Genomic DNA, 21,058 nt, shown 5'->3' with positions numbered 1-21,058 from the left:
TCATGTCTCTTGTCAGTCGGGGCCGCAATGATGCAACCTTGCCGCAGGCAGCAGTTAAGAGGGCGAGAGCCCGGCGCGATCAGCATATTCGAAGCGAGTTTCCCTCAATGAAAAGCCAACCCGATGCCGCCAGCCGTATGGTGGCCGAGGTAGTGACGCAGTTGCCTGTGCCCTCGCGGCTCGGCATGCTGCGTTTCGAACGGCTGAATGAAGCTAGCTGGGCGCTGCTGTTTCTCGATCCCAATTGCGAACGACAGTTCGGTCTGCCGGCGGTGGAGCTTTGTGCGCTGGTCGGCTCGCCCTACGCGAGCCTGATGGAGCCCGAAGCGCGCTATCAACTGCATGACACGATCCAGCTGCAACTCGCCGACAGCCCGCATTACCAGATCCGCTACACCCTGCACACCGCCGCCGGCACCTTGAGCTTGCTGGAACTCGGCGAAGCCTACAAACAACACAATCGACACCTGCTGCGCGGCTACCTGATGGTAGTGGATGGCCTGTTCGAGAATGAGCCGCTGTTGCCGGCCCTCGACCTGGAAACCCAGAACTCGCGCCTGCAAATTGCCCTGGAACTTAACCAGCGTGCCCAGCAGGAACAACTGCAGCACCTGGACCGGGTGCGCGCCCAGCAAGATTTGATTCTGCTGCTGACCCGTCAGCGCTACAGCACCGGCAACTCCCTGCAAGAAGCTGCCGAACTGATCGCCCGCTGCGCGTGCGATATCTACGAAATCGACTGCGCCAGCTTGTGGAACCTCGAAGGCTCCATGCTGGTGCCGATCTCGGCTTATCACCGCGCGACTCAGGAATACCTGATGCCGGAGCCGATCGACGTCAGCAGCTTCCCCGATTACCTGGAGGCCTTGCACACCAGTCGCGCCATCGATGCCCACAACGCCATCCGCGACCCCCGCACCCGAGACATGGCCGAGAGCCTGCGCCCGCGTGACGTCAACGCCATGCTCGACGCCAGTATCCGCGTCGATGGCCAGGTGGTCGGCGTGTTGTGCCTGGAGCAAACCGGTGCAACCCGCGCCTGGCAGTCCGATGAAATCGCCTTTGCCGGCGAGCTGGCGGATCAGTTCGCCCAAGTCATCAACAACCACAACCGCCGCGCCGCCACCAGCGCCCTGCACTTGTTCCAGCGTGCGGTCGAGCAAAGTGCCAACGCCTTTCTGCTGGTCAATTGCGACGGCGTGGTCGAATACGTCAACCCGAGCTTCACCGCGATCACCCAGTACAGCACCGAAGAAGTCCACGGCCAGCGACTGTCGGAACTGCCGGCGCTGGAAAACCTCAGTGAATTGCTGTTCGACGCGCCCTCGGCGCTGGCCAAGAGCAACAGTTGGCAGGGCGAGTTCAAGAGCCGGCGCAAAAACCTCGAACCCTACTGGGGTCAGTTGTCGATCTCCAAGGTGTATGGCGATAACCGTGAGCTGACGCATTACATCGGCATCTACGAAGACATCACCCAGACCAAGCTCGCGCAGCAGCGCATCGAGCGCCTGGCCTACACCGACAACCTGACCAACCTCGGCAACCGCCCGGCGTTTATCCGTAACCTGGACGAACGTTTCGCCCGGGACACCGACACACCGATCAGCCTGTTGTTGGTGGACATCGACAACTTCAAGCGGATCAACGACAGCCTCGGCCACCAGACCGGCGACAAACTGCTAATCAGCCTGGCCCGGCGCCTGCGCAACAGCCTGAGCCCGAGCGGCAGCCTGGCGCGTTTCGCCAGTAACGAATTCGCCGTGCTGCTGGACAACACCGACCTCGCGGCCGGCCAGCAAGTCGCCAACCAATTGCTGGCGACCCTCGACAAGCCGATGTTCGTCGACAACCAGTTGATCAGCGTCACCGGCTCCGTGGGCTTGGCCTGCGCGCCGCTGCACGGTCGCGATCCGCAAACGCTGATGCGCAACGCCGGTCTGGCGCTGCACAAGGCCAAGGCCAACGGCAAGCATCAGGTCCAGGTGTTCACCGAAGCACTCAATGCTGAAGCCAGTTACAAACTGTTCGTCGAGAACAACCTGCGCCGCGCCCTGACCCAGAACGAACTGGACGTGTTCTACCAGCCCAAGCTGTGCCTGCGCAGCGGTCGCTTGCTGGGGATGGAAGCGTTGCTGCGCTGGAATCATCCGGAAAAAGGCATGATCCGCCCGGACCAGTTCATCAGCGTTGCCGAAGAGACCGGCCTGATCATTCCGATTGGCAAATGGATTGCCCGTCAGGCCTGCCGCATGAGCAAGGAACTGACCGCCGCGGGCCTGGGCAACCTGCAAGTGGCAATCAACCTGTCGCCCAAGCAGTTTTCCGACCCGGACCTGGTGGCGTCCATCGCCAGCATCCTCAAGGAAGAAGCGCTGCCGGCGAACCTGCTGGAGCTTGAGCTGACGGAAGGCCTGCTGCTGGAAGCCACCGAAGACACGCACTTGCAGCTCGACCAGCTCAAGCGCCTGGGCCTGACCCTGGCCATGGATGACTTCGGCACCGGTTATTCATCGCTCAGCTATTTGAAAAAATTCCCGATCGACATCATCAAGATCGATCGCAGTTTCATCCACGAAATCCCGGACAACCAGGACGACATGGAAATCACCTCCGCCGTGATCGCCATGGCCCACAACCTGAAACTCAAGGTCGTGGCGGAAGGCATCGAGACTGCCGAGCAGTTGGCGTTCCTGCGCCGCCATCGTTGCGACGTCGGCCAGGGCTACCTGTTCGACCGCCCTATCCCCGGCTCCGAGCTGATCGAAAAGCTCAAACGCTACCCGCGCGGCCCGATTGCCTGACGGCCCACCGCAAATCCCTTGTGTCCCCCCAATACCTGTGGGAGCGAGCCTGCTCGCGAAAGCGGTGTGTCAGGCAACAATCATGTCGACTGTCACACCGCATTCGCGAGCAGGCTCGCTCCCACAGGGATATTTGGGCAAACTGGCGGTCTGATTTTCTACATTCAAACCTGACTGAGAGGACTGATCATGGTCTTGCGCTCGGAAATTCTGGTGAACAAAAACGTGCTCCCGACTAAAGAACAAGCTCTGCCCGGCCGTGAAACCCCGATGAACCTGCCGGAAAAACACTTCGTTCACGATGCACCGCTGCTGGGCCCTTTCGCCATGGACGTGGATTTCGCAATCTTCGGCCTGGGCTGTTTCTGGGGCGCCGAGCGCAAGTTCTGGCAGCGCGAAGGCGTGGTCAGCACGGTGGTGGGTTACGCCGGCGGCTTTACCCCGAACCCGACCTATGAAGAAGTCTGCTCAGGCCTGACTGGCCACAGCGAAGTGGTTTTGGTGGTCTACGAACCAGCAAAAGTCAGCTACGAAGAACTGCTGAAGATGTTCTGGGAATTGCACAACCCGACCCAGGGCATGCGTCAGGGCAATGACATCGGCACCCAGTACCGCTCGGTGATCTACGCCACCAACCCGACTCAACTGGCAGCCGCCAAACACAGCGAGCAAGTGTTCCAGGCCGAGTTGACCAAGGCTGGCAAAGGCACCATCACCACCGAAATCGAAGAAGCCCCGACGGTCTACTTTGCCGAGGCCTATCACCAGCAGTACCTGGCGAAAAACCCTGAAGGGTATTGCGGGATCGGCGGTACAGGCGTGACTTGCCCGATCTGACGCCATAAAGCAAAAGATCGCAGCCTCGTTGCACTCGACAGCTCCTACGGGTTTACGCATTCCCTTGTAGGAGCTGTCGAGTGAAATGAGGCTGCGATCTTTTGATCCTGCCTATCGATAGACCTTATTCGGCAATCAACCAATCCATCTGCCACCCACCCTGAGTCTGCCCAAGCTTCTTGGACAACCACGGCAGCAGCTCACGCAATTCTTCTTCCAGGCCCCACGGCGGATTCGCGATCGCCAACCCCGAGCCATTCAGGCTGTTCGGCGTATCCAGCGGATGCACCAACAACTCCACGCGCAACAACTTCGGCGCGCCCGTGCCGGCCAGGTCCTGATAGAAACGACGCAACATGCGCTGGTCCTTCACCGGGTACCAGATCGCCGCCACCGTCTGGCGCATCCGCCCAATCGCCTCTTTCAGCGACGCCGCACAACGCTGCATCTCATCCAACTGCTCGAACGGCGGATCAATCAACATCACCGCGCGCTTCTCCTGCACCGGCAACATCGCCCGAGGCACATGCCAGCCTTCGCCCAGGTGAACCTTCACCCGACGATCACCGGCCATGTTGTCCTTGAGCAGCACGCCGTCTTCAGGGTGCTTCTCGTTGAGCATCACCCGATCCTGCGGCCGCGTCAGGCGCCGCGCCAGTTCCGGCGACCCCGGGTAATAGCGCAACTGGCCATCCGGGTTCATGTCGTGCAACACCTTCATGTAATCGGCGGTCAATTCCGGCAGATCCGGCTGATCCCACAACCGCGCGATCCCTTCCAGATACTCACCGGTACGGCTCGCCTGATCACCCTGCAGGTCATACAGACCAATACCGGCGTGAGTGTCGAGATAGGCAAACGGCTGCTCCTTGCGCGACATCAAGGCGATGAGGCGGGTCAAAGTCAGGTGTTTGAACACATCGGCGTGATTGCCGGCATGGAAGGCGTGACGATAATTCATGATTGCTCCTGCGAAGGCCGGGAAGTTTACCTTGTACCGAGCCTAACGTCAGGGGTTGGTGGCTGAGCGGCTATGTCAGGCAACCACACTCCCCCGTAGGAGCTGCCGAAGGCTGCGATCTTTTGATCTTGCTTGGCATTTGTGGCGACTGAACCATCCACCCCTCTCCCTAACCCTCTCCCCAAAGGGGCGAGGGGACTGACCGAGTTGTATGGGTGATCTACGGCGACCTGCGACTGCGCGGCGCTCTTGGCTTGGCTAAGCCTGAGTTCACCTTGATCGTTCAGGTCGACGGCAGCCGGAAGATCACCACAATCAGTCCCCTCGCCCCTTTGGGGAGAGGGTTAGGGTGAAGGGTGGATCTAAACCCCTACCCTATTCCGGCGACCGAGCCCGCAACCGCTTCCCAAGCACATCCAGCACATCACACCCATCGCGCAACGGAATGGCGCAAAGCAAGGCAAAGTCACTGAGAATCATCGAATCACACTCAATCGAGCCGCGCATGGACAGGTTCTCAAGCACTTGGGTAACGGCGCGGATCCGATAACCGGCAGCGTCACACAAAACATCGAGCGGGGCGTGGGTGTCGACGAATAAGGTGGGCATTTCACTGCAATTGCTGGTGAGCGCCATGTAGCGGTTATCGGGATGGGGAACTGGTTTTTCGTAGGGTGGGTCGGGGTGAAGAGTTTTCATTGTTTATAGACCTTGGTGGATAAATTTAAGCTACCAACGGCCTTTCCTACGGGCTTGGGTGGCAGCCGTGCACGGGAGTAGGAAACTGAGGAAATCCACCAAACTCAGCCACACCGAAGCGTGTCCCGCACACAACCGCCGCGAACAATCTTACGGACACGAATTAAGTGCCGCAATCAGACGACAGCGCAGATGCGCGGTGAATATCCAAGGGTTCCTACGCCCTGCCCCTGCTTTCGCAGCGACAGCCAAAGACTATCCATCGATCTCACTGCGCACCAGTTCATGGAAGCCGCCACAGCTTGAAGGAAACTTCCGATGGGCTTGTCCGGAAATTTCGCTTCTCAATCAGAATGCCACATCAATTCTGTCCACCCTGATCTTGACGAATTGCTCATTAAGCGCTGGATAGTCGTAGTGGATTTCCTGATCCGTAAAGTCAACGAAGGATCGGAAAATACTGTCATCCAAATAGCCATATAGAAAGCATGAAAAGCTATCGCTTATCACTTCAATCAGTGAGTCGGCTCGCTTTTCTGCAACAGCAATAAAGTTATTATCAGGAAGGACTATCTCGAACTCAACCTCATAGGATCCCCCCACCTCGATTTTTTCAGGGCAGCAGTTCGCAAAGCATCTAACTTTCACACCATTTACAAGCAATAAAACTTCTTCTTCAACGAAAGGACCTACTGCCATAACAATTACAGCATATTTATCTATCACTCGCCCCCTAAAAAACGCATAAAAAACGGGCAGATTCATTTATTATTTAGCTGAGGCATTAGCGTTTACCAGTTTGAAAAATCCTCTTGACTGGCTTTATATAGATCATCATGCCACGCTTCGGATAGCTTAATATATACATCTTCAAAAAACGCCTTTGGATCTATCATTTCACTCCACCCAATAGGAAGCAAAGAATGAGCCATCGGATCATGGGCAAAGATTTCAGGGAACACACTCGAGTCACCGTCAAGAGCCTCACCCAGCACAAAAACCAAAACAAATTTGTGCCGATAACTCAACCCAGCAAAGCGCCTAACAATAAACCGAGATATTAAAGACCCTCTATCCAAAGGACAGTCTGGATCGTACGCCGACAACTCAACACCAAGACTCTCCTCGCGATCATATATATCAAACCCACCGAGAAAGTGTCCTAAGCTTGGATTATATGGAGCATTCAGATACGGATGCATCAGCATTTAAATTTTCTCTATCGGATACAGCGCTATAGGCTGTAACGTTTCAAAGTCGAATTTCATCTCAAAAGCATTCATCTTAGGAATGAAACGCGGATTAGCGGGATCTAATGGATTAGGCGTATATCCGCTACCTATATTTTCAGCCTCCATTTGCACTAATAGATTTCCTTTGCTGTCCTCCCCGGTAAAGCGCGACATTTTTCTGGCCTCCCTCGTCGTCGCTTCATTATATGCATTCAACTGCGCTCTATAGCTTGAAAATTTAGAGCTATTAACGGCTCTCCATTCTCTACTTCCAAAATCAAGTTCGCGACTGGTGGTTTGTTCCTCAGTTGCAGAGCCCGAATTTCCCGCCTGATGATTATCCGCATTCTTCATCGTAGTCATCCTTTTTTATCGTTACTAAAAATTCGAATCTTTGAAAAACCCGACGGAATTATTTGCTCTCAAGCATATCCGCAACATGCTCCAACCAAGCTTTCCCTGACGGCCACGCATGGGGGTAATAGTAGGAGCATCCAATTTCTTCAAATAAAAACGCCTGTATTTCCTCTTCACCGTTAATAGTGCGCAATACAAATTGCAACTCGTCCTTCACCCGCAAAACGGTTTCTGGAGATGCCTCTGCAATAAACAACCTAATAACGTCGTCCTCAGTGTCATGATCACAATTCCAATCCTGGTGAAAGTAGCCAGCCAAAAATTGAAATAAGTCCGGGAATTTTTCGCTCATTATTCTGCATACCCTGTATGTATTCGATAGCCATCAGGCATTGTGTTGTCCCTCCGTAAAAGCAGATACACACCGGAAACAGGCGTTACGGCAGAGGCATTGCGCCTTAAAACGACGCCAACCGGGTAAGAGACAGTGTCATTAAGAATAATCTGCCTATCTCGGCCCTTCATGAATTTTTCTATCACAGCCTTATTGCTCGCCATCACACTGGAAATTGCTTTTTCCGCGGTTGCTCGATCATAGAAAGTCGACACCCTGCCAAGCCATGGCTCGTCTTTAAGCCTCTGCGCAAGTTGAGCATCAGAACGACCAATGTGTTTTTTAATCAGATGTCCTCCCCGTGCCTCATGCGCATCCAGTCCGCCACCCGGAACAATTTCACTGTACGGCCCTTCAATGTCCCCCGGACATGGCCCACATGCCAACCCCAACGGATCAACCCACCCCGTTGGATTCGGCGTGTACTGATACTGGTTGATCCCACCCGCCAACTTGATCGGATCGGGCGTCAGGTATCGGCCAATATCCGGATCATAGTACCGATGCCGGTTGTAGTGCAGACCGCTCTCGGCGTCGAAGTATTGCCCCTGAAACCGCAAGGGCTGTTCAAGTTGTTCACCCGCGCCATGGGTCAGGCCGGAGACCTTTCCGTAAGCGTTGTACTTCGCCGCCCAGACAATCTCGCCACCAAAATCCGTCAGTTCCTGCGGTGTGCCGAGATGATCAAGTTGGTAGTAGAAGGGACAGGCCTGGCGCGGGCCTTTGCCGTCGAGCATGGCCAGCGGACGGAAGGTGCCAGGTTCATAAACATAGCTGCGGTAATGCTCGCGGCTGCTTTCGGCAACAACTTGATCGCCTTGCCAGAAGAATTCGGTGGTCTTTCCATCGACGGTTTTGGCGATGCGGCGGCCGAAGGCGTCGTAGCGATAATTCGCACAACTTCCATTCGGCGAAGTGACGGCAATCAACCGGTGCTGGCAGTCGTATCGATATTCGGTGACGAGTTTTTGCGCGGTGCCACGCCGTTCGCGGATGAGGTTGCCGAAGACGTCGTAGTCGTAATGGCGGTCGCCCTGCATCAGCAGGCGATTGCCTTTTACGCTGGCCAGACCGGGACGGTCTTGCATCAGCAGGTTGCCCGCCGGGTCGTGGGCGAAGCTTTCCGGTGGGTTGTCGCGGGTGTGGCGGACGCGGGTCAGGCGGTTCAGGGCGTCGTAGACATAGCTGCGCTGGCCGTGTCGGGTGTCCGCGATGCTGTCGAGATTGCCGTTGGCGCTGTAGGCGTAGTCGCGGCGATACAGCGGTTGGCGTTGTTGACTGACAGCGTGAGCCTTCAAACGTCCTTGATCGTCGTAGGCATATTCGCTGAGCAGCAAGCCTTGTTGGCGTTGTTGCTCACGGCCGAATCGGAACTGATGGGTGGTGAGTTGCGCGCCGTTGAGGTCGATGCCGGTGAGTGCGCCGCCCTTGGCGTGGTGGTAATCGAGTTTGCTGTTGTCCGGCAGGCGCAGGCGTTTGAGTTGGCCGCAGGCGTCGTAGCTGTAGTGCAAGGTGCCCCAGCCTTGGTGTTCGATGATGAGGCGGTCCTGCTTGTCGTAGGAAAATTCCAGTGGATGGTCGTGACCATCATCAACGCTGACCAGGCGCCCGAGGCTGTCATAGCGGTATTCGACCTTGATGCCGTCGGGCAGCGTCTTGACCAGCAAGCGCCCGGCCAAGTCTCGCTGGTAACCGGTGATGAGTGTCGAGCCGTCATCGCCGAACTCGGTTTTCTCCAGCAATTGCCCATTGAGGTCGTAGGCATACGCCGTGCGTTGCCCGTCGAATCCGGTTTCCTGTCGGATCAATCCGTTGGGCGTGTAGTCCAGCTGATATTTTTCGCCGGATTCGTTTTCGATCTCGGTCAGAAGTAGCTGCGCATTGTCGTAGCGATACTTCAGCTGAGTGCCGTCGGGGTTGATGCGGCGGCTGACCAGATGCAGGTCGTCGGTATATTCGTAGCGAGTGACGCGACCGAGTTCGTCCTGTTCGGCGGTGATCTGGCTGTAGGCGTTGTAGCTAAAAGCGCGATTGGCGCCTGTAGGTAAAGTCGTCTGAATCAGTCGGCCAATGTCATCCCATTGATACCGCGTAACAGCGCCATGTTCGTCCTGACTGGTAATCCGCCGCCCCAACTCGTCGTAGGAGAACTGCTGTTGGCCGCCGTCCGGCAAGGTCTCTCCGACCAGTTGCCCCAAGCCGTTCCAGACGAACACATGCCGACTGGTGTCCGGGTAGCGGATGGTCAGCAACTGCCCTTGAGCGCCGTAGTAGTAATGGGTGACTTGCCCATCCGGGTCGACAGCCTCGGTGACGTCGCCCTGGGCATTACGCCGATAGGTCCACACCGCCTCCCCGCGATACCGCGCATGCAGGAAACCGTTGCGATACTCGTAGGCCGTTGGTTCGTCTTCCGGCGGAATCAGCGCCACGAGGCGTCCGACTTCGTCATAGCGGTATTGCGTGACCGCACCGAGCGGGTCCTGCTCGACAATCAGGCGACCGCTGTCGTCGTAGGACTTGAGGTGTTCACCACCGTCCAGCTCAACCTTGCGCACCAGCCGCGCCCGGTCGTCGTGGACGTAAACCTCTTCGCTGCCGTCGATGTTTTTAACGGTGACGCTGCCTTTGTCATCCCAGACGTAACGCGTGTCCATCTGCGAAAACGACGCCCAATGTCGGACGCATCGCGCAGCCTTGCCGGACCTTTCCCACTCCCAAAAGAAACTCGCCCCACCGGTCAGTTGCCGCTGCAGGATCACGTGTTGATCGTCGTAGTCGTAACGCTCGCTTTCGCCGGCAGCGTTGATGGCGGCAATCAGTTGATCGCGCTCGTCGTAGTCATAACTGACCAGCGTCTGCTCGGTGTGCCAGGCGTCATCGAGGGTCTGGGCGGGGCGAAAAACCTGGTAATCGACGGCAATCAAATGCCTGCGGACATAGCGCAACAGCAGCGCGCGACCGGCGCCGTTGTCGAGGCGTTTGATCCGGTCCTGGCGGTCGCGGGTAATGCGCAGACGGTTGTCGTATCCGTCGCTGATCGCTGTCAGAAAACCGTTATGAAAGTGATAGAAACGGGTTTCTTCGCCGGCCTGGGCGAGGATCAGTTCGTCAGGTTCTTCGCCAAGATAAATCGCTGCACGCGACAGGCTGTTATGAATCGCCGGGCGTTCGGTATTCGGCAGCGGAAACGTGGTGCGACGGTTTTCGTGGTCAATCCAGACGACGTTTTCGCCATCGATTTCCAGGTGATGCGCGAGGGTGTGGCTCCAGCCGAAACCGAGGCCGCTGTCGATTTCGGCGGCGCTGGTGCGATAGAGCCGGGTGAAATCGAAGGGCAGGATTCCGTCTAGGGTGCCGTCGGTAAGGGTCAGCAGTTCTTCGCCAGTGACCATCGATACCGGGCAGCCATTCTTGCAAGTCGACGGTGCGCAAGTGGCAGCTTCACCGTTGGGGTTTTTCGCCTGGTCGGGGGCGTCGTCGTGGTGTTCGTCTTTCTTCAATGAAGTGTTGCGACGTGCGCTCCAGTTCAACTGCATCCGGCCTTTTTTCATACCGGCGGCGATGCCTCGGGCGGCGACTTTTTTGTAGCGATCGACGTAGCTGATGAAGGTGTCGATGATCGAAAAGATCGCCTTCACCAGACGCAGAACCGCACTGAGCAGCTGCGCGGCCCGGTCCGCCAGACGTATCGTCAGATAAGCGATACCGGCGCCCGCCCCGGCGAACGTAAGAACGATGCCGATCAGGATGTCGATCAACAGCTGCACCACCACCATCGAGACGGCTTCGGCGGTTTTGCCGGCGATTTCGCCCGGTGGCAGCATGTCCAGCCAGAGACTGGCGGAGCGCACCAGCAGGCATAACGCCGCTTCGTCACTTGCCAGCAACTGGGCTTTTTCCATGACGTCCGGTGCAGTCTTCGCAAGCTTCTCCAGCTCCGCGGCACTCTCGCCCAACTGCGTTGTGAACTTGGCCGGATCCTTGAGAATGTCCGAAAGCAGGCTGATGCCGTCCCACACGCCCTCGATCGCTTCCCAACTTCCCGCAAGCAATCCATTGCCTACAGCAGCCGAAGACGATTCCGACCACTTTGGTTTAAACGTCTTCCACTCATCACGCAGCCAGCCTTCAAGCTGCGTCGTCAAACCGTCATAGGAAGAGAAAAGATCATCGACTTGCTGCGGCGTGACCTCACTGTGAACATGAACTCGGTAAAACTTGCCCTCGACCCCTCTGAACGTCCCTTTGCCATGTTCATCCAGCGTGACCGGCGTCACCTCCCCGCTCTCAGACGCAATCACATCGACCTGAATATTTCCCACAGGGATGTCATAAACCGATTCAAACTTGCTCTCGATCTCCAGCGCCCCACCCTTCGGGCACTGCACGACGGTAGAAGAAAAATCGTCATCGCCGCTGCTCACGATGGTGCTGGAATGACCGAACCGAACGATCCGTTCCATCCCCATCAACGAAGGCAAATCAGCGGCATGACTTCCCTTGTCCGCCGCCCTGCTCAACCAGTGCTTCAGCTGTTCACGATAGAGGGAAAGAGTGTTCGGGAAACTGTCGAGCTCCTGCTCGATGCGCACAATCTGGTCCATCAGTTCAGCTCCGCCATCAGGTAATCCACCAGGGCTTGTTTCGATGCCTGGGGCAGGTCCTGCGCTTCAAGAAAACTCGCGACCTTGCGTCGCAATACGCTGTCGGAAAAAGCCTCGAACAGGTCCGGAAGGTCCTCGCTCAGCCACTTCAGCAGGTTGTTGATTCGGGTGACGGAAGACTACGCGGCGAGCTCTTCGAGCAATGTCTCGGGGACGTTCCACCACGGAAAAACCTGGGAGCTTTTCAGGGCACGACCGCCGATTTCCAGCGCTCGGCCATTGACCAGGCAACGCCCAATGACCGGCAGCAGCTTCGCGGTATCGACAGCGGTGGATTGCAACATTGGCAGCAGATAGCGCCCGTCCCAGAAACGAAAAAACACCTTGTCGTTATTGGGCAGCAGGGCTTGCGTAAGACTTCGCAAGTGATCGACCACGGCTTCCAGGCTGGCCGACGAAATAGCCAACCATCCCCAGTCACAAGAATCAGTGGCGGCGACCCACTCCAGAAACTCACCGTCAACGGCGACGATTCCCACGAAAGGCATCACCGCTTCCCACTCGGCATAGGACGTGTCGGCCCAAATCGGACTCGGTGCTTGAGCGGTGAGCGAGCGCTGCCAGGCTTTGAACGGCTCAGCCGCGCTGGCATTGCTGAAGATCGCGAACAGTTGTTCCGAGGGTTTCAGCGGTTGCTGCTCCAACCAGGTGTGAGGCGAAAAGTGATCAGGCTGCACAGACACCGTCCTTGCAACGCTCACACTCTTCACAGAACGGCGCATCACCTTTCAGGCTCTGTATCTGCGCCGCACTGAGCAACGCCGCCGGGGCCGCGGCGAGCTTCAAAGGCACGTCCGGGGAAATCGCCACGGCTGACATGGCCGCCATTGGCGCGCCACCGACCATAATCGGCACGCTGCTGAAAATACCGCCGGGGCCGATGTTGATCCACTGCCCGCCCGCCTGAATGGTCGCGCTGGCACCGCCGTCGATCACCACTTGCTGGCCGGCGCTGACATGGAATTGCTGACTGGCGTTGAGTGCCTGATTGGTCACGCGGATGTGCCGGTCGCCGGTCACCAGCAGGTGATCGTCTTGCCTGATTTCGGTCTGGCGCTGGCCATGGGTGATGCGTTGTTCGTCGGCCTTCAGTTCGTGGCGGGCGATGCCGGAGACTACGATGCTGCGGGCGTTATCGACCTGAACCTGTTGATCATTCAGCACGTGCTGGGTCCAGTTTCGCTGGGCGCGCAGGTAAATTTCCTCTGCGCCTTTGCGATCCTCGATGCGCAACTCGTTGTAGCCACCGCCGCCGGGACTGCTCTGGCTGCGGAAAATGCTGCGGGTCTTGTCGGCGGGCAGGTCCAGCGGAACGGGCGTCGCGGCGTTCGGCAGGCAGCCCATCACCAGCGGTTTGTCAGCATCGGCATCGATGAAACCCACCAGCACTTCCATGCCGACTCGCGGAATCAATACGCTGCCGTAACGGTCGTGTGCCCAACCGGTGGCGACTCGCAACCAGCAACTGGAGTGCTCGTTAAGTTGGCCGTCACGGTCCCAGGCGAGCTGGACTTTGACCCGGCCAAATTCATCGCAGTGGATTTCGCTGTCGCTCGGCCCGGTGACCACGGCGGCTTGGTAGCCGAGCATGCGCGGCTTGTCAGGTCCCAGTGGTGGTCGGAACGAAACGTCCCACGGCGTTGCGAGAAAGGTATTTCGATAACCCTGGAATTCACCGTCGTCGGTGGCGGACTCTTCCAGCACTTGCGGCTGACGACCATGGTGTTCGATTTCAGTGATCAGCCACAGGTCATTCCAGACGTGGCGCGGATGCTCGGCCAGTTGCAGGAAATGTCCGCTGGCCAGTGTCGATTGATCGCTGCGACCTTCAGCCTGGCGGTAATCCGCGCCATGACGTTCCAAGGCTCGCTGGGTCAGTTGCTTGCCGGACTCACGGTCGCTGAATTGACCGGGAAAGTGGTAGTCCTCCAGCACCGGGCGCTGTTCGCTATCGACGCGGCTTTCGAGTGGCAGGCGAGGTTTGCGGAAGTCGTAGTCCCGGCGAGCCACGGCTGTCGTCCGGGTCTCCAGACGCACGTTGAAACGCTTGATCGCCGGGGCGGTGGCGGCCATGCCGCTGCCAGGCAGATACAGCGTGGGCTCGGGCAGACGCGGGAAAACCGTCTGATCGTCGCCGAACACCAGTAGATGGCCGTCGGGGCTGTGCTGGAAATGGAAGTGAATGCCGATCTCGGCGCACAGGCGCTGGATGAACGCCAGATCGCTTTCCGCGTATTGCACGCAGTACTCACGTTCGGGGTAGTCGCTGCCGAGTTGAAATTCAAAGGCATCGCGCTGGATCCCGTGATCCTTGAGGACTTGCGAGATGATCGCCGGCACGCTCTGGTGCTGGAAGATTCTTTGATTGATGCGCTGGCCGAGGTAGGTCAGACGCGGGACAAGGCTGACTTGATAGCGTGTCAGACGTATACCGGAATCCCCTTGGCCGACCCGAAAAATCTGACCGTGAATACCGGAACCCTCTCCGTCAAAACTCAGAAATGCCTGACGATGCAGGAGGCTCTCAAGGTCGAGGTCCGGCTGTTCGCTGACCAGTTCCAGGTCGAAACGAAAGGGTTGGCTGATGGCTTCCTTGCCCGTGAACTCAAGCACCTTGAGCTCATTCTGGACACCGTCGAGGGTCAACGTGAAACGCGGTTGATTGGCTGGCGCGAACATCCGATGTGTCTCTGCAGAATGAAGGCGGGCGATTCTGCATGAGCAACAAGGTGGGTTGAGTGGAGGTCAGGAAAATCAGATTTACCCTACGTTTTTAGGGATTTTTCCTGCAAGAATTAGTTCATTTGGCTACAGACATTTCGCTTTGGAAGAAGTGTGTTGGAGCTGAAGCCGACTTCGCGGGCAAGCCTCGCTCCTACAGGTTTGCGCGAACTGAACCCTGTAGGAGCGAGGCTTGCCCGCGAAGGCGGCTCCGATAACACCCATTTCTTTCCCGCTAGCAAAAAAAACGGCCCGCCTCCAACAGGAGACGGGCCGTTTTTATGTCAGCGAAAGATCAGAGCTTCAGCCCCTCCCCATCACTTGTTCAAGCGGAAATCCGCTTCGGCTGCAGCAAAGCGCATCAGCATGCCTTTGGTCGGCGCGCCCAGCTTGCTGACGATGTAGATCGCCAGGCTAGCAAAGATGAAGCCCGGGATAATTTCGTACAGACCCAGCAGTTCGAAATGTTTCCAGACGATCACGGTGACTGCACCGACCAGGATGCCGGCCAGTGCGCCGTTGCGGGTCATGTCTTTCCAGATTACCGAGATCAGCACAACCGGACCGAACGCGGCACCGAAACCGGCCCAGGCGTAGCTGACCAGACCCAACACGCGGTTGTTCGGGTTAGCGGCCAATGCGATGGCGATCAGAGCAACCAGCAACACCATGGCGCGGCCGACCCAGACCAGTTCAACCTGAGAAGCGGATTTACGCAGGAAGGTTTTGTAGAAGTCTTCGGTCAGGGCGCTGGAGCACACCAGCAACTGGCAGCTCAGGGTGCTCATCACCGCCGCCAGAATGGCCGACAGCAACACACCGGCAATCCACGGGTTGAAGAGGATTTTCGCCAGTTCGATAAATACGCGCTCATGGTTTTCGGTCACAGGACCGGCCACTTCAGGGTGCGCCGAGAAGTAAGCGATACCGAAGAAACCAACAGCAACGGTGCCGCCCAGGCACAGGATCATCCAGGTCATGGAAATGCGGCGAGCGTTAGCGATCGACTTGACCGAGTCCGCCGCCATGAAACGCGCCAGGATGTGCGGTTGGCCGAAGTAACCCAGGCCCCAGCCCATCAGCGAGATGATGCCGATGAAGGTGGTGTTTTTCAGCATGTCGAAGTTGCTTGGGTCTTGCGCTTCGATGGCCAGGAACGTGGTGTCGACGCCGCCGGTGGCCAGCAACACGATGATCGGCGTCAGCAGCAGGGCGAAGATCATCAGGGTGGCTTGTACGGTATCGGTCCAGCTCACTGCCAGGAAACCACCGACGAAGGTGTAGGCAATCGTCGCCGCAGCACCGGCCCACAGCGCAGTCTCGTAGGACATGCCGAAGGTGCTTTCGAACAGACGGGCGCCGGCCACGATGCCGGAGGCACAGTAAATAGTGAAGAACACCAGGATCACGATGGCGGAGATGATCCGCAGCAGACCGCTTTTGTCTTCGAAACGGCTGGAGAAGTAATCCGGCAGGGTCAACGCATCGCCGTTGTGCTCGGTCTGCACGCGCAGACGGCCGGCGACGAACAGCCAGTTCAGATAAGCACCGACGATCAGGCCGATGGCGATCCAGCTTTCAGACAAACCGGACATGTAGATGGCGCCCGGCAGGCCCATCAACAACCAGCCGCTCATATCGGAGGCACCGGCGGACAATGCCGTCACCACGCTGCCGAGGCTGCGACCGCCCAGAATGTAGTCAGAAAGGTTGTTGGTGGAGCGATAGGCCATGAAGCCGATCAGCACCATTGCTGCGATGTAGATCACGAACGTGATCAGTGTTGGATTACTTACGCTCATTCGAGTGGTGCCCTGGCTTTGTTTTTATGTAGCGGCGAAGTGTGAAACGCCGACAAACGACAACGTTTGTTGAAACGATTTCCAGCCCCGCGCATTTATGACTGATGTTTCCCCAGGAAAGCCATCAGCCGGTGCACCTGTCTTTTTTTAACGGTTGCACCTTGGGCGCGAATCCTATTCAACAACGCAAATGAGGTGCAACCTGTTTCTTGAGAATAAGTTGCACCTAGTCCGATTTTCATGAAAAAGCCCTGTTTTTGCTCCCTTTTAGGGCAGTCAGGATCATTTACTAGAAGTAAAAGCACCAAGCAGGAGCGGTACGTTCGTACCGGAATTTAATTCCTGACGAGCCGCTTATTATTCCGACAAAAAAGGGTTGCACCCGGTTGCACCTCGACCAGCGCACAGCTAATCTTGCCGCCAGCTGATGCCACGCGGTCGTGGCAAACATGAGGATAAAAATATGGCTACCACCACCCTTGGGGTCAAACTTGATGACCCAACCCGCGAGCGCCTCAAGGCCGCCGCGACCTCGATTGATCGCACGCCGCACTGGCTGATCAAGCAGGCAATTTTCAATTACCTGGAAAAACTCGAGGGTGGTGCAACCCTGACCGAGCTGAGTGGCTTGACCGGCAAAGACGCCGATGATGCTGGCGAAGTGCATGCCGATCACGCCCACCAGTGCTTCCTCGAATTCGCCGAAAGCATTCTGCCGCAATCGGTCCTGCGCGCTTCGATCACCTCTGCTTACCGTCGCCCGGAACCGGAAGTGGTGCCGATGCTGATGGAACAGGCACGCCTGCCTGCGGCGATGGCCGAAGCCACCAACAAGCTCGCTTCCTCGATTGCCGACAAACTGCGCAATCAGAAAAGCGCCGGCGGCCGTGCCGGGATTGTTCAGGGCCTGTTGCAGGAATTTTCCCTGTCGTCCCAGGAAGGCGTAGCGCTGATGTGCTTGGCCGAAGCGCTGCTGCGCATCCCGGACAAAGGCACCCGTGACGCCCTGATCCGCGACAAAATCAGCACCGGCAACTGGCATCCGCACTTGGGCAACAGCCCGTCGCTGTTCGTCAACGCCGCCACTTGGGGCTTGTTGCTGACTGGCAAACTGGTCGCTACCCATAATGAAGCCGGCCTGACTTCGTCCCTGAGCCGCATCATCGGCAAGAGCGGCGAGCCGATGATCCGCAAGGGCGTCGACATGGCCATGCGCCTGATGGGCGAGCAGTTCGTCACCGGCGAAACCATCGCCGAAGCCCTGGCCAACGCGAGCAAGTTCGAATCCAAGGGTTTCCGCTATTCCTACGACATGCTGGGTGAAGCCGCACTCACCGAGCACGACGCCCAGAAGTACCTGGCCTCGTACGAACAAGCCATTCACTCGATCGGCAAAGCCTCCCACGGTCGTGGGATTTATGAAGGCCCGGGCATTTCCATCAAGTTGTCGGCACTGCACCCGCGTTACAGCCGTGCGCAGTACGAGCGTGTGATGGACGAGTTGTACCCGCGCCTGTTGTCGCTGACCTTGCTGGCCAAGCAATACGACATCGGCCTGAACATCGACGCCGAAGAAGCCGACCGCCTCGAGCTGTCGCTGGACCTGCTGGAACGCCTGTGCTTCGAGCCGCAACTGACGGGCTGGAACGGTATCGGTTTCGTGATCCAGGCGTATCAAAAACGTTGCCCGTATGTGATCGACTACGTGATCGACCTGGCTCGCCGCAGCCGTCATCGCCTGATGATCCGCCTGGTGAAAGGCGCGTACTGGGACAGCGAAATCAAGCGCGCCCAGGTCGAAGGCCTGGAAGGCTATCCGGTCTACACCCGCAAGGTGTACACCGACGTTTCCTACATCGCTTGCGCCCGCAAACTGCTGTCGGTGCCGGAAGTCATCTACCCGCAATTTGCGACGCACAACGCCCACACCCTGTCGGCCATTTACCACATCGCCGGTCAGAACTATTATCCCGGCCAGTACGAGTTCCAGTGCCTGCACGGCATGGGCGAACCGCTGTATGAACAGGTTGTAGGCAAAGTTTCCGACGGCAAGTTGAACCGTCCGTGCCGCGTGTACGCACCGGTCGGGACGCACGAAACACTGCTGGCGTACCTGGTACGTCGCCTGCTGGAAAACGGCGCGAATACCTCGTTCGTCAACCAGATCGCCGATCAGTCCATCTCGATCCAGGCGTTGGTCGCCGATCCAGTGGCCAGCATCGAGCGCATGGCGACGACGGAAGGCGGTTTCGGCTTGCCGCACCCGCGCATCCCGCTGCCGCGCGACCTTTATGGTGCCGAGCGCGCCAACTCCAGCGGCATCGACATGGCCAACGAACATCGTCTGGCGTCGCTGTCCTGCGCATTGTTGGCCACCGCCCACAACAACTGGAAAGCCGCGCCGATGCTCGGTTGCGTCTCCAGCACTGAAACCCCCGCGCCGGTACTGAACCCGTCGGATCTGCGCGACGTGGTCGGTCACGTTCAAGAAGCCACCATCGAAGACGTCGACAACGCGATCCAGTGCGCCCTGAATGCCGGTCCGATCTGGCAGGCCACCCCGCCCGCCGAACGCGCCGCGATCCTGGAACGTGCCGCCGATTTGATGGAAGGCGAGATCCAGCCGCTGATGGGCCTGTTGGCTCGTGAAGCCGGCAAGACCTTTGCCAACGCCATCGCCGAAGTCCGTGAAGCCGTGGATTTCCTGCGCTATTACGCGGTGCAGGCACGCAACGATTTCACCAACGACGCCCACCGCCCATTGGGCCCAGTGGTCTGCATCAGCCCGTGGAACTTCCCGCTGGCAATCTTCAGTGGTCAAGTCGCCGCTGCATTGGCTGCCGGTAACCCGGTACTGGCCAAGCCTGCGGAACAAACTCCGCTGGTAGCCGCTCAAGCCGTGCGTTTGCTGCTCGAAGCCGGGATTCCGGAAGGCGTGCTGCAACTGCTGCCGGGCCGTGGCGAAACCGTTGGCGCTCGCTTGGTCGGTGACGATCGGGTTAAAGGCGTGATGTTCACCGGTTCGACTGAAGTCGCTCGCTTGCTGCAACGCAACGTCGCGGGTCGCCTTGATGCACAAGGTCGTCCGATTCCGCTGATCGCTGAAACTGGCGGCCAGAACGCGATGATCGTCGACTCCTCGGCACTGACCGAACAGGTTGTGATCGACGTGGTTTCGTCCGCGTTCGATAGCGCCGGTCAGCGCTGCTCGGCACTCCGCGTGCTGTGCTTGCAGGAAGATTCCGCCGACCGTGTCATCGAAATGCTCAAGGGCGCCATGGCTGAATGCCGTCTCGGCAACCCAGAGCGCCTGTCCGTGGACATCGGCCCGGTGATCGACGCCGAAGCCAAGGCTGGCATCGAGAAACACATTCAGGCCATGCGCGACAAAGGTCGCAACGTGTATCAGGTGGCTATCGCCGACGGAGAAGAAGTCAAACGCGGCACCTTCGTGATGCCAACCCTGATCGAACTGGAAAGCTTCGACGAACTGCAACGGGAAATCTTCGGCCCGGTGCTGCACGTGGTTCGCTACAAACGCAAAGACATCGATCAACTGATCGGCCAGATCAACGCTTCCGGCTACGGCCTGACCCTGGGCGTGCACACCCGCATCGACGAGACCATCGCCAAGGTGATCGACAACGTCAATGCCGGTAACGTCTATGTGAACCGCAACATCGTTGGCGCCGTGGTTGGCGTGCAACCATTCGGTGGTGAAGGCCTGTCGGGTACCGGTCCGAAGGCGGGTGGTCCGCTGTACTTGTACCGTCTGCTGTCGACCCGTCCTACGGATGCGATCGAACAATCCTTCGCTCGCGGTGATGCCATCGCTGCGCCGGACGTGCGTTTGCGCGATGCCATGAGCAAGTCGCTGACCGCCCTGAAAACCTGGGCCGACAGCAACCAGTTCGCCGACCTGAGCACCCTGTGCGTGCAGTTCGCCGCACAATCGCAAAGCGGGATTACCCGCGTGCTGGCCGGCCCGACCGGCGAGCGCAACAGCTACGCGATCCTGCCGCGTGAACACGTTTTGTGCCTGGCAGAAGTCGAAGGCGACCTGCTGACGCAACTGGCGGCGGTGTTGGCCGTCGGTGGTTCGGCAGTGTGGCCGGAAGCTGACGTGACCAAGGCATTGTTCGCACGTCTGCCGAAGGAAATTCAGGCGAAGATCAAGCTGGTTTCCGACTGGAACAAGGACGAAGTGGTGTTTGATGCGGTTCTGCATCATGGCCATTCCGATCAGCTGCGCGCGGTGTGCCAACAAGTGGCCAAGCGTGCCGGGGCGATTGTCGGGGTTCACGGCTTGTCCCAGGGCGAGACCAACATTGCGCTGGAGCGTCTGGTGATTGAGCGGGCGTTGAGTGTTAACACTGCGGCGGCGGGTGGTAATGCGAGCTTGATGACTATCGGCTAAACCGCAACAAAACAGGCGCCCGCAATGGGCGCCTGGAATGCAAAACCCTTGTGGGAGCGGGCTTGCTCGCGAATGCGGTGTGTCAGTCGACATCAATATTGACTGTTACACCGCATTCACGAGCAAGCCCGCTCCCACATTTGATTAGCGGTGCCCGCACCACACCATCA

General features: G+C 58.0%; 12 protein-coding genes and 1 pseudogene. 3 read left to right on the top strand and 10 right to left on the bottom strand.

Going from position 1 to position 21,058, the window contains the following annotated elements; translation table 11 throughout:
• The first annotated feature begins 107 nt into the window (after window positions 1-107).
• The gene (locus LOY68_RS02365) at window positions 108-2,801 is read left to right on the top strand and encodes a GGDEF and EAL domain-containing protein (protein ID WP_163907931.1); all 2,694 of its coding nucleotides are present in this window, start codon (window positions 108-110) and stop codon (window positions 2,799-2,801) included.
• A 189-nt stretch (window positions 2,802-2,990) separates the two neighbouring features.
• Window positions 2,991-3,638: a peptide-methionine (S)-S-oxide reductase MsrA gene (gene msrA / locus LOY68_RS02360; protein WP_054053236.1), complete on the top strand. Its 648-nt coding sequence runs from the start codon at window positions 2,991-2,993 to the stop codon at window positions 3,636-3,638.
• A 124-nt stretch (window positions 3,639-3,762) separates the two neighbouring features.
• Here msrA and LOY68_RS02355 read toward each other — a convergent pair whose 3' ends face one another.
• From LOY68_RS02355 to putP, 10 genes and pseudogenes are all read right to left on the bottom strand, one after another.
• Window positions 3,763-4,599: a 23S rRNA (adenine(2030)-N(6))-methyltransferase RlmJ gene (locus LOY68_RS02355; protein ID WP_008025084.1), complete on the bottom strand. Its 837-nt coding sequence runs from the start codon at window positions 4,597-4,599 to the stop codon at window positions 3,763-3,765.
• Between the two features lie 375 nt (window positions 4,600-4,974).
• Window positions 4,975-5,298 carry a hypothetical protein gene (locus LOY68_RS02350; protein WP_054053232.1) on the bottom strand — a complete coding sequence of 108 codons (324 nt, stop codon included), beginning with the start codon at window positions 5,296-5,298 and terminating at the stop codon, window positions 4,975-4,977.
• Between the two features lie 348 nt (window positions 5,299-5,646).
• Window positions 5,647-6,063 (bottom strand): hypothetical protein, encoded by a 417-nt coding sequence (locus LOY68_RS02345; protein WP_265042684.1) that lies wholly within the window; start codon window positions 6,061-6,063, stop codon window positions 5,647-5,649.
• Between the two features lie 26 nt (window positions 6,064-6,089).
• The gene (locus LOY68_RS02340; RefSeq protein ID WP_054616432.1) at window positions 6,090-6,506 is read right to left on the bottom strand and encodes a hypothetical protein; all 417 of its coding nucleotides are present in this window, start codon (window positions 6,504-6,506) and stop codon (window positions 6,090-6,092) included.
• Window positions 6,507-6,884, bottom strand: a complete 378-nt coding sequence (locus tag LOY68_RS02335; protein WP_265042683.1) for a hypothetical protein — start codon at window positions 6,882-6,884, stop codon at window positions 6,507-6,509.
• Window positions 6,885-6,942: 58 nt separating this feature from the next.
• A complete protein-coding gene (locus tag LOY68_RS02330; RefSeq protein ID WP_265042682.1) occupies window positions 6,943-7,239 on the bottom strand; it encodes a contact-dependent growth inhibition system immunity protein in 297 nt (98 codons plus the stop codon).
• The gene (locus LOY68_RS02325; protein WP_265042681.1) at window positions 7,239-11,888 is read right to left on the bottom strand and encodes an RHS repeat-associated core domain-containing protein; all 4,650 of its coding nucleotides are present in this window, start codon (window positions 11,886-11,888) and stop codon (window positions 7,239-7,241) included. Before LOY68_RS02325 ends, LOY68_RS02330 begins: the two co-directional genes overlap by 1 nt.
• A pseudogene (locus tag LOY68_RS02320) lies at window positions 11,888-12,625 on the bottom strand (DUF4123 domain-containing protein). Before LOY68_RS02320 ends, LOY68_RS02325 begins: the two are co-directional and overlap by 1 nt.
• A complete protein-coding gene (locus LOY68_RS02315) occupies window positions 12,615-14,627 on the bottom strand; it encodes a type VI secretion system tip protein VgrG (protein WP_265042680.1) in 2,013 nt (670 codons plus the stop codon). The pseudogene LOY68_RS02320 and the gene LOY68_RS02315 overlap by 11 nt, the downstream one beginning before the upstream one ends.
• Before the next feature lie 359 nt (window positions 14,628-14,986).
• On the bottom strand, window positions 14,987-16,471 hold the full coding sequence (putP, locus tag LOY68_RS02310; RefSeq protein ID WP_265042679.1) for a sodium/proline symporter PutP: 1,485 nt from the start codon (window positions 16,469-16,471) through the stop codon (window positions 14,987-14,989).
• A gap of 463 nt (window positions 16,472-16,934) precedes the next feature.
• Between putP and putA the strand changes: the two genes are divergently transcribed.
• The gene (putA, locus tag LOY68_RS02305) at window positions 16,935-20,888 is read left to right on the top strand and encodes a trifunctional transcriptional regulator/proline dehydrogenase/L-glutamate gamma-semialdehyde dehydrogenase (protein ID WP_265042678.1); all 3,954 of its coding nucleotides are present in this window, start codon (window positions 16,935-16,937) and stop codon (window positions 20,886-20,888) included.
• The last annotated feature ends 170 nt before the right edge of the window (window positions 20,889-21,058 follow it).

Source organism: Pseudomonas sp. B21-053, assembly GCF_026016365.1.
GTDB classification, from domain to species: Bacteria; Pseudomonadota; Gammaproteobacteria; order Pseudomonadales; family Pseudomonadaceae; genus Aquipseudomonas; species Aquipseudomonas nunensis.
This window is presented reverse-complemented; position numbering and strand designations above follow the sequence as displayed.